This window comes from Intrasporangium oryzae NRRL B-24470 (genome assembly GCF_000576595.1).
GTDB lineage: Bacteria > Actinomycetota > Actinomycetes > Actinomycetales > Dermatophilaceae > Intrasporangium_C > Intrasporangium_C oryzae.
This window is the reverse complement of the sequence record NZ_AWSA01000005.1, coordinates 28,700-44,374: the sequence shown is the minus strand read 5'-3', so window position 1 is coordinate 44,374 and position 15,675 is coordinate 28,700. Positions and strand designations below refer to the sequence as shown.

General features: G+C 69.8%; 11 protein-coding genes. 4 read left to right on the top strand and 7 right to left on the bottom strand.

The features are described from left to right. Positions 1-334: 334 nt before the first annotated feature. A complete protein-coding gene (locus N865_RS03195; RefSeq protein ID WP_034801552.1) occupies positions 335-1,645 on the bottom strand; it encodes a M18 family aminopeptidase in 1,311 nt (436 codons plus the stop codon). A gap of 128 nt (positions 1,646-1,773) precedes the next feature. Here N865_RS03195 and N865_RS03190 point away from each other — a divergent pair, with 128 nt between their 5' ends. From N865_RS03190 to N865_RS03175, 4 genes are all read left to right on the top strand, one after another. Continuing rightward, on the top strand, positions 1,774-2,544 hold the full coding sequence (locus tag N865_RS03190) for a DUF2785 domain-containing protein (protein ID WP_051510034.1): 771 nt from the start codon (positions 1,774-1,776) through the stop codon (positions 2,542-2,544). Positions 2,545-2,614: 70 nt separating this feature from the next. Beyond that, positions 2,615-3,451: a class I SAM-dependent methyltransferase gene (locus tag N865_RS21570; RefSeq protein ID WP_051510031.1), complete on the top strand. Its 837-nt coding sequence runs from the start codon at positions 2,615-2,617 to the stop codon at positions 3,449-3,451. Beyond that, positions 3,448-4,374, top strand: a complete 927-nt coding sequence (locus N865_RS03180) for an LLM class flavin-dependent oxidoreductase (RefSeq protein WP_051510029.1) — start codon at positions 3,448-3,450, stop codon at positions 4,372-4,374. Before N865_RS21570 ends, N865_RS03180 begins: the two co-directional genes overlap by 4 nt. Positions 4,375-4,477: 103 nt before the next feature. Then, entirely contained in the window at positions 4,478-5,587 is a 1,110-nt protein-coding gene (locus N865_RS03175) for a serine hydrolase domain-containing protein (protein ID WP_051510026.1), read from the top strand. Between the two features lie 605 nt (positions 5,588-6,192). Here N865_RS03175 and tuf read toward each other — a convergent pair. The 6 genes from tuf to N865_RS03145 form a co-directional block, all read right to left on the bottom strand. Further along, on the bottom strand, positions 6,193-7,386 hold the full coding sequence (gene tuf / locus N865_RS03170) for an elongation factor Tu (protein ID WP_034801550.1): 1,194 nt from the start codon (positions 7,384-7,386) through the stop codon (positions 6,193-6,195). A gap of 103 nt (positions 7,387-7,489) precedes the next feature. After that, entirely contained in the window at positions 7,490-9,607 is a 2,118-nt protein-coding gene (gene fusA / locus N865_RS03165; RefSeq protein WP_034801548.1) for an elongation factor G, read from the bottom strand. A 150-nt stretch (positions 9,608-9,757) separates the two neighbouring features. Then, on the bottom strand, positions 9,758-10,228 hold the full coding sequence (gene rpsG, locus N865_RS03160) for a 30S ribosomal protein S7 (RefSeq protein ID WP_034801547.1): 471 nt from the start codon (positions 10,226-10,228) through the stop codon (positions 9,758-9,760). Beyond that, positions 10,228-10,602, bottom strand: coding sequence for a 30S ribosomal protein S12 (gene rpsL / locus N865_RS03155; protein WP_020143255.1), 375 nt, complete (start codon positions 10,600-10,602; stop codon positions 10,228-10,230). Before rpsL ends, rpsG begins: the two co-directional genes overlap by 1 nt. A 373-nt stretch (positions 10,603-10,975) precedes the next feature. Continuing rightward, positions 10,976-11,614: a hypothetical protein gene (locus N865_RS03150; protein WP_322786051.1), complete on the bottom strand. Its 639-nt coding sequence runs from the start codon at positions 11,612-11,614 to the stop codon at positions 10,976-10,978. Between the two features lie 114 nt (positions 11,615-11,728). Then, positions 11,729-15,625 carry a DNA-directed RNA polymerase subunit beta' gene (locus tag N865_RS03145; RefSeq protein ID WP_034801546.1) on the bottom strand — a complete coding sequence of 1,299 codons (3,897 nt, stop codon included), beginning with the start codon at positions 15,623-15,625 and terminating at the stop codon, positions 11,729-11,731. Positions 15,626-15,675: the final 50 nt, after the last annotated feature.

The following is a 15,675-nucleotide window of genomic DNA, read 5'->3' as shown; positions in this document are numbered from 1 at the left end:
TCGCGGTGGAAGTGCGCACTTCAGTGCCACAACCATGGTTGGAGCCCGGCCGAACCGGGTAACTTGCGCTTCCCTCGGGCCTCGGACGAGTCCAGCGGCACACCATTTGGCGCACACAGCGAGGGGCGGCGCCGCCGACATGGGTCAGCGACGCGCGTCAAGCAACCTCAACAGTGTGCCAGAGGGCGCATCCATGTATCAAATCGGCCAAGCCCGGCCCGGCACCGCTGATCCCATGGCGCGTCGCGGCACCGGAGCACATCAGCGAACCTCCCCCGCGGGCACCCCAGGACGCACCGGTCCGTATGCCGCTGGGCCGCCTTCGGGGGCCCGCTCAGGCCCGGCGCGGGGCGAGGAAGGCGCTGAGCGCGCCGGCGTACATCGCGGGGTCCTCGGCGCCGCAGAGCTCCCGCGCGCTGTGCATCGACAGGGTCGGCGCGCCGAAGTCGACGGTCGTCGCGCCGGTGAGGGCGGAGGTCATCGGGCCGACGGTCGAGCCGCACGGCAGGTCGCTGCGCACGACGAAGGTCTGCATCGGCACCTCGGCCTGCTCGCACGCGAGCCGGAACGCGGCCTCCCCCATCGAGTCGGTGGCATAGCGCAGGTTGGTGTTGACCTTGAGGACCGGGCCGCCGTTGACGGCGATGCGGTGCATCGGCTCGTGCAGCTCGGCATAGTTGGGGTGCGTGGCGTGGGCCATGTCGCCGGAGGCGATGACGGTGGACGCCATCGCGCGCCAGTAGTCGTCGCGTGTCCCCCCGCCCGCCGCGACGATCCGCTCGAGGACCGACGGGAGCAGCGTCGACATGGCGCCGCGCTCGGACATGCTGCCGATCTCCTCGTGGTCGAAGAGGACGAGGACGGGCACGTGGCCCGGCTGGGAGCGGGCGGCGTCGACGAGCGCCCGCACGGCGGCATACGACGTGGCGAGGTTGTCGAGGCGTGGAGCGGCGATGAGGTCGCGCTCGCGCCCGATGCGCGAGGACGGCTCGACGGGGTGGGTCATGACGTCCCAGCCGAGGAGGTCGTCGCGCTCGGCGCCGACCTGCTCGGCGAGGTAGCCGACGACGTCGCCGGGCTCGTCGCCGACGCCCCAGAGCGGCACGAGGTGCTGCTGGCGGTTGAGCACGAGCCCGTCGTTCTGGCCGCGCTCGAGGTGGATCGCGACCTGGGCGACGCGCAGGAGCGGGTCGGTGTCGTGGAAGAGCCGCGCCTCGACGCCCCCGGCCGTGCGGACGGCGACCCGGCCCGCGAGGCCGAGGTCGCGGTCGAGCCACGAGTTGTGGAGCAGACCGCCGTAGGGCTCGACGGCGAGCATCTGCCAGCCCGCCTTGACGTGGTCGGCGTGCGGCTTGAGCCGGAGGTTGGGGCTGTCGGTGTGAGCCCCGACGACGCGGAAGCCCGCGGCCGGCCCGGCGCCCGCGCCATGGGCCCCCGTCGTGTCCCAGGCGATGAGCGACCCGCCCCGGACGATCCAGTGGCGCCCCGGCTCCGTCGGGAAGGGCTCGCTCTCGACGACCTCCGTGAAGCCGGCCTCTGCGAGGCGGGCCGCAGCCTGGGCGCACGCGTGGAACGGAGTCGGCGACGCGTCGACGTAGTCGATGAGTCCTTGGGCTTCGGTGTCGGTGTCGAACGAGTGCGCCATGGCCCCCGACCCTATCCGCCGCCGGCGTCCCGCCCTCCCCGGCCCCGGGCCGCGGCCCCGTCGGCCGCTCCCGTCGGCCGCGCCCCCGGCGGCCGGGGACGGGTCGGCCGGTGGCAGGATCGGCGCCCGTGCCCGACATCTCTCTCCGCGCGCTTGTCGACGACCTTGGCTCGCCGGATCCCGACGTCCGGGACGCCGGGGCGTATGCCGCTCTCGCCCGGCTCGTGCGCGGCGGCGCCCTCGGCCCGGCCGACCGGACGTGGCTCGCCTCCGCCATGCTCGAGCGCCTCGGCCACGAGCGCAGCGAGGCCCGCTCTTTCGCGCCCCTCGTCCTCGGCGCCCTCGTCGCAGCAGGCGACTTCGGCACGACGTGGGTTCCCGCCGTGACGCGGTGGTACGTCGGCGAGGAGGACCTGCGCGGTCACGACCCGGAGGTCGGGTGGGTGCATGCCGTGGCCCACGGTGCCGACTTCATCGGCGCCTGCGGCGCGGCCGGCGTCGGCGATCCCGACGCCCTGCTCGACGCGCTCGCCCGACGGCTCGTCGCCCCAACCGTCCACGTCTGGCGCGACCAGGAGGACGACCGGGTCGCCCGCGCCGTCTGCCTCGTGCTCGCCCGCCCGGGGCTGTCCACCGCGACCGCGACCGGGTGGCTGGCACACGTCCACGACCTCTTCGCGTCGGGCTCCCCCGGCCCGGTGCCGGCCGAGGCGAGCAACACCATGCACACCCTGAGGTCGCTGCACGTCGCGCTCGGCCAGGAGGTGGTTCACGACGAGCAGGCCGTGGGAATCAAGCACGCCGCCCTCGTGCGCGCGCGTGTCACCGACCTGCTCGCGGAGGTCACCCCCTGGTTCTGGCGGCCCCAGCCACTGACGCGGATGGGCACGGCGATGTGACGACCCGCCACGCGAGAAGCGCCTCGCCCGAAGCCGGGACGCACGGCCCTGCGCGGGGGACGATGTGGCCATGACCGAGGCCCAGCAACGGCGAGCCGGAGTGGCCGCCCTCTTCGACCAGCTCGCCCCCGTCTACGACCAGAGCGGCGTGCCGTGGTTCGGGCCCATCGGCGAGCGCCTCGTGACGCTCCTCGCGCCCCAGCCCGGCGAGCACGCCCTCGACATCGGGGCCGGCCGCGGGGCGGTCACCTTCCGGCTGCGTGAGGCGGTGGGACCGACCGGGCACGTCACGGCCGTCGACCTCTCGCCCGCCATGATCGCCCTGCTCGAGCAGGAGGCCATCGAGCGCGGGGTCACGGGGATCAACACCGTCGTCGGCGAGGCCGGCCCGGCGAGCCTCGGCCCGGAGCGCTTCGACGTCGTCACCGCGTCCCTCGTGCTCTTCTTCGACCCCGACCCGGAGTCCACGCTGCGCGCCTGGCTCGAGTTGCTGCGACCGGGCTCGGGCCGCCTCGGGATCACGACCTTCGGTGCCATCGACGAGCACTGGGCCGCCGCCGAGGCCGCGATCCTCGCACACGCCCCCGCCGGGGTACTCGACCCGCGGACGACGGGCACGCGTGGACCGTTCGCACGCTCGGAGTTGCTCGAGGACCTCTTCACGGCCTGCGGGGCGAGCGAGGTCGCGACGGTGGTCGAGCCGCTCGTCGTCACGCTCCCCGACGCCACAGCGTGGCGCACGTGGACGATGGGCGTCGGGCTGCGCCAGGTCTGGGCGAGCGTGCCCGAGAGCGAGCTGCCGGGCGTGCTCGCCGAGGTCGAGGAGGCGCTCGAGGGCGACCGCGGCGACGACGGGCGCCTCCACCTCACCCAGCACGTCCGCTACACGACGGCCCGCGTGGCATGAGCACGTCACGCGCCCTCAAGGTCGGCGTGCAGCTCCCCGAGGTGGAGCGACGCGTCGACTGGCCCGAGCTCGTCACCATGGCGCGCACGGCGGAGGACGTCGGGCTCGACTCGCTCTGGCTCGGCGACCACCTCCTCTACGACCTCCCGGGCGGGGTCACCCGCGGGCCGTGGGAGGCCTGGACGTCCCTCGCCGCGCTCGCGGCCGTGACCGAGCGCGTCGAGCTCGGGCCGTTCGTCGCGTCGACCAGCTTCCACGCACCGGCGATGCTCGCCAAGCAGGCGACCACGGTCGACGCGATCTCCGGGGGCCGGATCGTCCTCGGGCTCGGCGCCGGCTGGAACGAGCGGGAGTACACCGCCTTCGGCTTTCCCTTCGACCATCGGGTCTCCCGGTTCGAGGAGGCGTTCACCATCATCCGGGAGCTCGTCCGCGACGGTCGCTCGGACTTCCGCGGTCGCTACCACGAGGTCGTCGACTGCGTCCTCGACCCTCGACCGTCACGACCGGGAGGGCCGCCCCTGATGCTCGGCTCGACGAGCCCCCGGATGCTCCGGATCGGCCTGCCCCACGTCGACCTGTGGAACACGTGGTGGAGCGACTACGGCAACACCGTCGACGGCTTCGTCGCCCTCAGGGCTCGGGTCGAGGAGTCGGCGCAGGCTGCCGGACGCGCCCCCGGCGCCGTCGGCGCGACAGCGGCAGTCCTCGTCCAGCTCGAGGGCGGGGTCGGCCGGACGATGGGCGACGGGTCCTACAACCTCCCGGTCACACCCGTGCCGGGCGACCCCGCGGCCATCTCCGAGCACCTCCACGCCATGGCCTCTGCGGGCGCGGTCCACGTCCAGCTCGTCCTCGACCCCATCACGACCGACTCGATCGAGATCGTCGGCCGCGCCCTCACCGTCCTCGACGGCGCCTGACCGTGGGCCCGGGCGCGCCCGCGGTCCCGCGCACGAGCCCGCCGAGCGGCATACGTCACCGAAATCGGTGGAGCGGAACCCCGGGTCACGCCATGCTGGCGCCATGAATGGCGCGAGGGAGGAGTCCGGCGGCGTTGACGGCATCGTGGCAGAGGGCTTCGAGCCCGTCCGCGAGGCCTTCCAGCAGGTCGTCGAGGCCCAGTCCGGGACCGGGGCCGCAGTCGCGGCCTGGCACGACGGCCGCTGGGTCGTCGACCTCTGGGGCGGCTGGGCCGACGCCGGCCGGACCCGGGCCTGGCAGCCCGACAGCATCGTCATGCCCTACTCGGTCACCAAGGCGTTCACCGCCCTGTGCGCCCTCGTCCTCGTCGACAGAGGCCGGCTCGACCTCGACGACCCGGTCCAGCGACACTGGCCCGAGTTCCGAGCTGGGGCGACCGTCCGCCAGCTGCTCTCCCACCAGGTCGGCCTTGTCGCCCTCGCCGATCCCGCCTCGCCCGACCTGCTGCTCGACTGGGACGCCCTCTGCGCGCAGCTCGCCCGCGAGGAGCCGCTCTGGCAGTCCGGGATGGCGATCGGCGAGAGCGCGCTCTTCTACGGCCACCTCGTCGGTGAGCTCGTCCGCCGCATCGACGGCCGGACGCTCGGCGGCTTCCTCCGCGACGAGATCTGCGCACCCAACGGGCTCGACTTCCAGGTCGGCCTGGGCGAGGCCGACCTCGCGCGCGCGGTCGACCTCACCGGCGTTGCCCACCTCGCAGACGACCTGGAGTCGCCCGAACGCCCGGACCTGCTGCGCCGAGCCCTGCTCAACCCGCCGGGAGCCCTCGACCCCGACACCGTCAACAGCGCCGCCTTCCGGCGTGCGGAGATTCCCGCGATCAACGGCCACGGGACGGCCCGCGGCGTGGCCGGGCTGTATGCCGCCCTGCTCGCCGGGCGGATCATCTCCCCATCCCTGCGGGACAAGTCCACATCCGCCCAGGCTCGGGGAGTCGACCGCGTCATGGGCGGCGCCGAGCGGGCCTGGGGCCTCGGGTTCGCCGTCGACGACGCCGGCTACGGCATGGGCGGGATCGGCGGCAGCCTCGGATGGGCCTGCCCGCAGGACGGGTACGCGTTCGCCTTCGTCACCGGCACCATGGGGGGCCACGACCGGGCAGACGCGGTCGAGACCGCCTTCCGCGAGGTCCTCGGCCTCCCACCCCTGTAGCCGCGGCGCGGGGTGGGTGACGTGGCGAGCGACAGCAGCAGCGGGGGGTGGGTGACGTGGCGAGCGACAGCAGCAGCGGGGTGTGGGTGACGTGGCGAGCGACAGCAGCAGCGGGGTGTGGGTGACGTGGCGAGCGACAGCAGCAGCGGGGTGTGGGTGACGTGGCGAGCGACAGCAGCAGCGGGGTGTGGGTGACGTGGCGAGCGACAGCAGCAGCGGGGTGTGGGTGACGTGGCGAGCGACAGCAGCAGCGGGGTGTGGGTGACGTGGCGAGCGACAGCAGCAGCGGGGTGTGGGTGACGTGGCGAGCGACAGCAGCAGCGGGGTGTGGGTGACGTGGCGAGCGACAGCAGCAGCGGGGTGTGGGTGACGTGGCGAGCGACATCGGCAGCGCAGGGTGGGTGACGTGGCGAGCGACATCGGCGGCGGCCACTGACGCCGGAAGCACGCGTGAGCGGCATACGGCCGCCGACGCTCTCGTCGCGAGCCGCGTCGCCCACCCGGCGCACCCGGCGCGCACCCGGCGCTCTCAGCGCCCAAAGGAAAGGGCCCGATCCGCCGAAGCGGACCGGGCCCTTCCGAAGTGCTGCGTCAGCAGCGTCAGATCACTTGAGGATCTTGGTGACGCGACCGGCGCCGACCGTGCGGCCACCCTCACGGATGGCGAACTTGAGGCCGTCCTCCATGGCGATCGGCTGGATGAGCTCGACCTTCATGTCGGTGTTGTCGCCGGGCATGACCATCTCGGTGCCCTCGGGCAGGTGAACGACACCCGTGACGTCCGTCGTACGGAAGTAGAACTGCGGACGGTAGTTGTCGTAGAACGGCGTGTGACGGCCGCCCTCGTCCTTGGACAGGATGTAGACCTGAGCCTCGAACTCGGTGTGCGGGGTGATCGAGCCCGGCTTGCAGATGACCTGGCCGCGCTCGACGTCCTCGCGCTTGGTGCCACGAAGGAGCAGACCGACGTTCTCACCCGCGCGACCCTCGTCGAGGAGCTTGCGGAACATCTCGACACCGGTGACCGTCGTCTTGGTCGAGCCGGGACGGATGCCGACGATCTCGACCTCCTCGTTGACCTTGAGGATGCCGCGCTCGATACGGCCGGTGACGACCGTGCCACGACCGGTGATCGTGAAGACGTCCTCAACGGGCATGAGGAACGGCTTGTCGACGTCGCGCTCGGGCTCCGGGATGGAGTTGTCGACGGCGTCCATCAGGTCGAGGACCGACTGGCCCCACTTCTCGTCGCCCTCGAGGGCCTTGAGAGCGGAGACCTGGACGACCGGGAGGTCGTCGCCGGGGAACTCGTAGGACGAGAGGAGCTCACGGACCTCCATCTCGACGAGCTCGAGGATCTCCTCGTCGTCGACCATGTCGGCCTTGTTGAGCGCCACGACGATGTAGGGGACGCCGACCTGGCGGGCCAGGAGGACGTGCTCCTTCGTCTGCGGCATGGGGCCGTCGGTGGCGGCGACGACGAGGATCGCACCGTCCATCTGGGCCGCACCCGTGATCATGTTCTTGACGTAGTCAGCGTGACCGGGGCAGTCGACGTGCGCGTAGTGACGCGTCGCCGTCTGGTACTCGATGTGCGCGATCGAGATGGTGATACCGCGCTGGCGCTCCTCGGGAGCCTTGTCGATGTCCTCGAACGCGAACTGGGGGTTGAGGTCCGGGTACTTGTCGTGCAGGACCTTGGAAATCGCAGCCGTCAGCGTCGTCTTGCCGTGGTCGATGTGACCGATGGTGCCGATGTTGACGTGCGGCTTGGTCCGCTCGAACTTTGCCTTCGCCACTGTGGTCCTCCTCAGGACTTTCTTGTGTTACGCCGTACGACCAGGGCAGGACGTGGCGCTGTTGGGGTGGATTCCTCGGAAGAGACTACGGGATGCCCCGTTGTCACTCGCCGCGGGTCTTCTTGATGATCTCCTCGGCGACAGCCTTGGGGACCTCTGCATAGGAGTCGAACTCCATGGAGTAGTTGGCGCGACCCTGGGTCTTCGACCGCAGGTCACCGACGTACCCGAACATCTCCGACAGCGGGACGAGGCCGCGGACGACCTTGGCACCGCTGATGTCCTCCATGGCCTGGATCTGGCCACGGCGGGAGTTGATGTCGCCGATGACGTCGCCCATGTACTCCTCGGGCGTACGCACCTCGACGGCCATCATCGGCTCGAGAAGCACGGGGTCCGCCTTCCTGATGGCCTCCTTGAGGACCATCGAGCCGGCGATCTTGAACGCCATCTCGGACGAGTCGACGTCGTGGTAGGCACCGTCGACGAGGGTCGCCTTGATGCCGACGAGCGGGTAGCCGGCGAGCACGCCGTACTGCATGGCGTCCTGGATACCGGCGTCGACCGACGGGATGTACTCACGGGGGACGCGACCACCGGTGACGGCGTTGACGAACTCGTACATCGAGCCGTCCTCGGTCTCGCCCAAGGGCTCGAAGGTCACCTGGACCTTGGCGAACTGGCCCGAACCACCGGTCTGCTTCTTGTGCGTGTAGTCGTACTTCTCGACGGCGCGACGGATCGTCTCGCGGTAGGCGACCTGCGGCTTGCCGACGTTGGCCTCGACCTTGAACTCGCGCTTCATGCGGTCGACGAGGATGTCGAGGTGGAGCTCGCCCATGCCGGCGATGATGGTCTGGCCGGTGTCCTCGTCGAGGTGGACCTGGAAGGTCGGGTCTTCGGCGGAGAGCTTCTGGATGGCCGTGGAGAGCTTCTCCTGGTCACCCTTCGTCTTCGGCTCGATGGCGACCTGGATGACCGGGTCGGGGAAGGTCATCGACTCGAGGACGATCGGCTCGTTGATGTCGGACAGGGTGTCGCCCGTCGTCGTGTCCTTGAGACCGATGGCCGCGTAGATGTGGCCGGCCTGCGCGTCCTCGACCGGGTTCTCCTTGTTGGCGTGCATCTGGAAGAGCTTGCCGATGCGCTCCTTCTTGCCCTTGGTCGAGTTGATGACCTGGGTGCCGGAGGAGATGTGGCCGGAGTAGACGCGGATGAAGGTCAGCGTGCCGAAGAACGGGTGCGCAGCGACCTTGAAGGCGAGGGCCGAGAACGGCTCGTCCTTGCTCGGCGCACGCGTCAGCTCGACCTCCTCGTTGCCCGGCTTGTGGCCGATCATCGGGGGCACGTCGAGCGGCGAGGGCAGGTAGGCGACGACGGCGTCGAGCATCGGCTGGACACCGCGGTTCTTGAACGCGGAGCCACAGAACACCGGGTACAGCTCGGAGCTGACCGTGAGCTTGCGGACGCCGGCCTTGAGCTCGTCGACCGTGAGCTCCTCGCCACCGAGGTACTTCTCCATGAGCTCGTCGTCGGCCTCGGCCACGCGCTCGACGAGGGCCATGCGGTACTCGTCGGCCTTCTCCTGCATGTCGGCCGGGATGTCCTGGACCTCGTACTTGGCGCCCATGGTCACGTCGCCCTTGGCGTCGCCGGGCCACACGAGGGCACGCATCTCGATGAGGTCGATGACCCCAACGAAGTCGTTCTCGGCGCCGATCGGCAGCTGCATGACGAGCGGCTCGGCACCCAGGCGGTCCTTGATCGTCTGCACGGTGAAGTAGAAGTCGGCACCGAGCTTGTCCATCTTGTTGACGAAGCAGATGCGCGGCACGTCGTACTTGTCGGCCTGGCGCCAGACCGTCTCGGACTGGGGCTCGACACCCTCCTTGCCGTCGAAGACGGCGACGGCGCCGTCGAGGACGCGCAGGGAGCGCTCGACCTCGACCGTGAAGTCGACGTGGCCGGGCGTGTCGATGATGTTGATCTGGGTGCCGTTCCAGAAGGAGGTGACCGCGGCGGACGTGATCGTGATGCCGCGCTCCTTCTCCTGCTCCATCCAGTCGGTGGTCGACGCACCGTCGTGGGTCTCACCGATCTTGTGGTTGACACCGGTGTAGAAGAGGATGCGCTCCGTCACCGTCGTCTTGCCAGCGTCGATGTGCGCCATGATGCCGATGTTGCGAACCTTCTTGAGGTCCGTCAGGACGTCGAGTGCCACGTCAGTTGTCTCGTCTCATTCGTGGTGGGAAATCTGTGTCGGGCCTCGTCGGCCCAGCTGCGGGTGCGGTGCTCCAGCGGCCGTATGCCGCCGGGCCGGGTTCCGCGGATCCGTCGGGTCGGCGGCCTCCCGCCGACCCGACGGCGCTGTTCACCAGCGGTAGTGCGCGAAGGCCTTGTTGGACTCGGCCATCTTGTGGGTGTCCTCGCGGCGCTTGACAGCGGCGCCGAGGCCGTTGCTCGCGTCGAGGATCTCGTTCATGAGGCGCTCGGTCATCGTCTTCTCGCGACGCTGACGGGCGTAGCCGACGAGCCAGCGCAGGGCGAGCGTCGTGCTGCGGCCCGGCTTGACCTCGATCGGCACCTGGTAGGTCGCGCCACCGACGCGGCGGGACTTGACCTCCATGGCCGGCTTGACGTTGTCGAGCGCACGCTTGAGCGTGGCGACGGGGTCGGTGCCGGTCTTCTGGCGGCAGCCCTCGAGGGCGCCGTAGACGATCGTCTCGGCGATCGACTTCTTGCCGTCGAGGAGGATCTTGTTGACGAGCTGCGTGACGAGCGGGCTGGAGTAGACCGGGTCGACGACGAGCGGGCGCTTCGGAGCGGGTCCCTTACGAGGCATCAGCTCTTCTCCTTCTTCGCGCCGTACCGGCTACGAGCCTGCTTGCGGTTCTTGACACCCTGGGTGTCGAGCGTGCCGCGGACGATCTTGTAGCGAACACCGGGGAGGTCCTTCACACGACCACCACGCACGAGCACGATCGAGTGCTCCTGCAGGTTGTGGCCGACGCCCGGGATGTAGGCCGTGACCTCGATGCCGCTGCTGAGGCGCACACGGGCGACCTTGCGGAGGGCAGAGTTCGGCTTCTTGGGGGTGGTGGTGTACACGCGGGTGCACACGCCGCGGCGCTGGGGCGAGCCCTTGAGCGCCGGGGTCTTGGCCTTGGAGGCCTTGTCCTGGCGGCCCTTGCGGACCAGCTGGTTGATGGTAGGCAACCTGGTTACTCCGTACGTTGCTGTGGTCGGCCGGTCCGGGAGGACCGACTCCTTGTCTGTTCGTGAGCGACCCCCGAGGTCGGGTGTGTCGCGCACGGTTCTCCCCCCTGCACTTCCCTCCCTCGACGACGAGGGGTGGGTTGCCCGGCGGAAGGTGTGCTCTGGCAACTCGTGATGCATCCGCGGAACCGGCTCTCACCGGTCGATGCGGAGCAGGGCACAGGAGCCGTCATCGCAGCATGGCTGAGGGCATGCCTCAGACACAGTCCTCAAGCGTACCGGGGGCGGGCACGCCTACCAAATCCGATGACCTTTCGGCGGCATCCCACGCCGGGCCTCTCGCGACATCCCGGGCCGGGCCAGGCCCAACGGCTCAGCCGAGGCGCCAGTCGCCGGCATACATGTGCAGGACGGGCAGGCCGAGGGTCTCGCGGGCCCGCGAGGCCCAGTCGGTGTGGAAGGTGTCCTCGACGGCGTGCGGCTCCGTCACGACGACGACCTCGCTGGCGCTGAGGCGGGACACCTCCTCGAGGAGGGTCGGCATGGGGTCGTCGCCGGTGATCTCGCCGGTGACGACGACGCCGTGGCGCTCGAACTCCGCCAGCGAGGTCGCCAGCGCCGTGCCTGCGTCGGCGTGGGCCCCTTCGCGGTCGACGGGCTTGAGCGCGTCGAGCGCCTCGCGCATCTCGAAGAGGCTGAGATGGTCGAGGAACTCCGAGAGCATGTTGCGGTCGGTGTCGGCCGGCACGAGGACCCGGTAGGTCGCCCCCTCGTCCGCGTGGAGCGCGACGATCTTGTCGACGTCGACCGGCTTGAGCGCCTCCTCCGTCAGCACGATGATCGCCGCGGGCGCGTCGGCCGGCTCACCGTCGGTGCCGACGTCGGCGCTCTCGGGTGCACCTTCGGCCACCTCGGCCGCCCCGTCCTCGGCCGCCCCGTCCACGGGCTCCACCACGGGGGCCTCCCCGGGCAGGGCCTCGGGCTGGGTCTCGTCGCGTTGCACGTCGCTCATGCGCTCAGCCTAGTCAGGTGCGGGTATGCCGCTGGGCCCGGCCCGCGCATCTCGCGCGAACCGGGCCCAGCGGCATACAGGCTGCTCAGAGCCGGCCGGTCAGGGCCGACCCGGTCAGAGCTGGTCGAGGCCGAGGGCCTCGTCGTCGAGACGGATCGCCTCGCCGGTCCCCGTGCCGAAGCCTGCGTAGTCGTAGGCGTCGTAGCTCGGGAGGGAGTACATCGCGGCCTTGGCCTCCTCCGTCGGCTCCACCTTGATGTTCCGGTAGCGGGGCAGGCCCGTGCCGGCAGGGATGAGCTTTCCGAGGATGACGTTCTCCTTGAGCCCGAGCAGCGGGTCGGACTTGGCCTCCATGGCGGCCTGCGTGAGCACCCGGGTCGTCTCCTGGAAGGACGCGGCCGACAGCCACGACTCGGTCGCGAGCGACGCCTTGGTGATACCCATGAGCTCCGGACGACCCGAGGCCGGACGACCACCCTCGGCGATCGCCTTGCGGTTCTCGTCCTCGAAGCGGCCACGCTCGGCGAGCTCACCCGGGAGCAGGTCGGCGTCACCGGACTCGATGATCGTCACGCGGCGCAGCATCTGGCGCACGATGACCTCGATGTGCTTGTCGTGGATCGACACGCCCTGCTGGCGGTACACGCGCTGGACCTCGTCGACGAGGTGCTTCTGCGCGGCGCGCGGGCCGAGGATGCGAAGGACCTGCTTGGGGTCGATCGCGCCCTGGACCAGCTTGGTGCCGACCTCGACGTGGTCACCGTCGCCGACGAGCAGGCGCGAGCGCTTGCTCACCGGGTAGGCGTGCTGCTCGGAGCCGTCGTCGGGCGTGAGCAGGATGCGACGCGCCTTGTCGGTGTCCTCGATCTCGATCCGGCCGGTGGCCTCGGCGATCGGGGCGACACCCTTCGGGGTGCGCGCCTCGAAGAGCTCGACGACACGCGGCAGACCCTGGGTGATGTCGTCGGCCGCGGCCGCACCACCGGTGTGGAAGGTACGCATCGTCAGCTGCGTGCCGGGCTCACCGATCGACTGGGCCGCGATGATGCCGACGGCCTCACCGATGTCGACGAGCTTGCCGGTCGCGAGCGAACGGCCGTAGCACTTCGCGCACGTGCCGACCTTGCTGTCGCAGGTGAGGACCGAGCGGACCCGGACCTCGTCGACGCCGGCCGCGAAGAGCGCGCCGATGACGACGTCACCGAGGTCGATGCCGGCCTCTGCGAGAACCTCGCCGTCGACCTCGACGTCCTCGGCCAGCGTCCGGGCGTAGACCGAGGCCTCGACGACCTCGCTCAGGCTGCGCGTGCCCGTGGTCTCGTTGACCTGGGCGATCGGCAGCTTGAGGCCGCGGTCGGTGCCACAGTCGTCCTCACGGATGATGACGTCCTGCGACACGTCGACGAGACGACGCGTGAGGTAACCCGAGTCGGCGGTACGGAGCGCCGTGTCGGCCAGACCCTTTCGGGCACCGTGCGTCGAGATGAAGAACTCGAGCACCGTGAGGCCCTCACGGAAGTTCGCCTTGATCGGGCGCGGGATGATCTCGCCCTTCGGGTTGGCCATGAGGCCTCGCATACCGGCGATCTGACGGATCTGGAACCAGTTACCACCAGCGCCCGAGGACACCATCCGGTAGATGGGGTTCGTGCGCGGGAAGTTGGTCTCCATCTCCTTGGCGACCTGGTTGGACGCCTGCGTCCAGATCTCGACGAGCTCCTGGCGACGCTCGTCGTCGGTGATGAGACCGCGCTCGTACTGCGTCTGGACCTTGGCAGCCTTCGTCTCGTAGCCCTCGAGGATCTCCGCCTTGTTGTCCGGCGTCGTGACGTCGGAGATGGCGACGGTGCAGCCCGAGCGGGTCGACCAGTGGAAGCCGGCCTCCTTCAGGGCGTCGAGGGACGCGGCGACCTGGACCTTGGAGTAGCGCTCCGCGAGGTCGTTGACGATCGCCGAGAGGCGCTTGCGGTCGACCGGGCGGTTCTCGAACGGGTAGTCGACCGGCAGCGTGTCGTTGAAGATCGCGCGGCCGAGCGTCGTCTCGAGGGTGATCGACGGCACGAGACCGTCCTCCCCCGCCTCGACACCCTCGGGCAGCTCGAAGCCGGCCGGCGGAACGGCGTCCGTCAGGCGCAGCTTGATCATCGAGCCGAGCTGGATCTCGCCACGGTCGAAGGCCATCCGGGCCTCCGACGGGGACGTGAACGCCCGGCCCGCGCCGATGCCGCCACCGTCGATGGCGTCGGTGAGGTGGAAGATGCCGGTGATCATGTCCTGCGTCGGCATGGTCACGGGGCGACCGTCGGCCGGCTTGAGGATGTTGTTGCTCGAGAGCATGAGGATGCGGGCCTCGGCCTGCGCCTCCGCCGACAGCGGCACGTGGACGGCCATCTGGTCACCGTCGAAGTCGGCGTTGAAGGCCGAGCAGACGAGCGGGTGGATCTGGATGGCCTTGCCCTCGACGAGCTGCGGCTCGAACGCCTGGATGCCGAGTCGGTGCAGGGTGGGTGCACGGTTCAGCAGGACCGGGTGCTCGGTGATGACCTCTTCGAGGACGTCCCACACGACCGGGCGCGCGCGCTCGACCATGCGCTTGGCCGACTTGATGTTCTGGGCGTGGTCGAGGTCGACCAGGCGCTTCATCACGAACGGCTTGAACAGCTCGAGCGCCATCTGCTTGGGCAGGCCGCACTGGTGCAGCTTGAGCTGCGGGCCGACGACGATGACCGAACGGCCGGAGTAGTCGACGCGCTTGCCGAGCAGGTTCTGGCGGAAGCGGCCCTGCTTGCCCTTGAGCATGTCGGACAGCGACTTGAGCGGACGGTTGCCGGGGCCCGTCACCGGGCGACCACGACGGCCGTTGTCGAAGAGGCTGTCGACGGCCTCCTGGAGCATGCGCTTCTCGTTGTTGACGATGATCTCGGGCGCGCCGAGGTCGAGGAGGCGCTTGAGGCGGTTGTTGCGGTTGATGACGCGGCGGTAGAGGTCGTTGAGGTCCGACGTCGCGAACCGCCCGCCGTCGAGCTGGACCATCGGGCGCAGGTCCGGCGGGATGACCGGGATCGCGTCGAGGACCATGCCGGTCGGGTGGTTGGACGTCATCTGGAACGCGTTGACGACCTTGAGCCTCTTGATGGCGCGGGTCTTCTTCTGTCCCTTGCCGGTCGCGATGATCTCCTGGAGGAGCTCCGCCTCGGCGTCGAGGTCGAAGGACTCGAGGCGCTTCTGGATCGCGGCGGCGCCCATGCCACCCTCGAAGTACAGACCGAAGCGGTCACGCATCTCGCGGTAGAGGATCTCGTCGCCCTCGAGGTCCTGGACCTTGAGGTTCTTGAAGCGGTCCCAGACCTGCTCGAGCCGCTCGACCAGCTGGTCGGCGCGCTTGCGGATCTGGTTCATCTCGCGCTCGGCCGAGTCGCGGACCTTGCGCTTGATGTCGGCCTTGGCACCCTCGGCCTCGAGCTCGGCGATGTCCTTCTCGAGCTTCTGGGCGCGGGCGTTGACGTCGACGTCGCGACGGTTCTCGATCTCCTTCTTCTCGACCTGGATCTGCGCCTCGAGCGAGGGCAGGTCGGCGTGCCGCTGCTCCTCGTCGACGGACGTGATCATGTAGGCCGCGAAGTAGATGACCTTCTCGAGGTCCTTCGGGGCGAGGTCGAGCAGGTAGCCGAGGCGCGACGGGACGCCCTTGAAGTACCAGATGTGGGTGACGGGGGCGGCGAGCTCGATGTGGCCCATCCGCTCGCGGCGCACCTTGGCGCGCGTGACCTCGACGCCACAGCGCTCACAGATGATGCCCTTGAAGCGGACGCGCTTGTACTTGCCGCAGTTGCACTCCCAGTCGCGGGTCGGACCGAAGATGCGCTCGCAGAAGAGGCCCTCCTTCTCCGGCTTGAGGGTGCGGTAGTTGATGGTCTCGGGCTTCTTGACCTCGCCGTGGCTCCACTGGCGGATGTCCTCCGCCGTGGCAAGGCCGATGCGCAGCTCGTCGAAGAAGTTGACGTCGAGCACGTGGTTCCTTCTCTCGTAACTCTCGTTAAGTCTCTGTGGTCTGACTGGTT

Bases quoted from the DNA above. Each gene is read 5' to 3' on its own strand.
- N865_RS03175 (WP_051510026.1), top strand. From the start codon at position 4,478: ATGAATGGCGCGAGGGAGGAGTCCGGCGGCGTTGACGGCATCGTGGCA.
- N865_RS03180 (WP_051510029.1), top strand. From the start codon at position 3,448: ATGAGCACGTCACGCGCCCTCAAGGTCGGCGTGCAGCTCCCCGAGGTG.
- N865_RS03195 (WP_034801552.1), bottom strand. From the start codon at position 1,645: ATGGCGCACTCGTTCGACACCGACACCGAAGCCCAAGGACTCATCGAC.
- N865_RS03150 (WP_322786051.1), bottom strand. From the start codon at position 11,614: ATGAGCGACGTGCAACGCGACGAGACCCAGCCCGAGGCCCTGCCCGGG.
- rpsG (WP_034801547.1), bottom strand. From the start codon at position 10,228: ATGCCTCGTAAGGGACCCGCTCCGAAGCGCCCGCTCGTCGTCGACCCG.
- N865_RS21570 (WP_051510031.1), top strand. From the start codon at position 2,615: ATGACCGAGGCCCAGCAACGGCGAGCCGGAGTGGCCGCCCTCTTCGAC.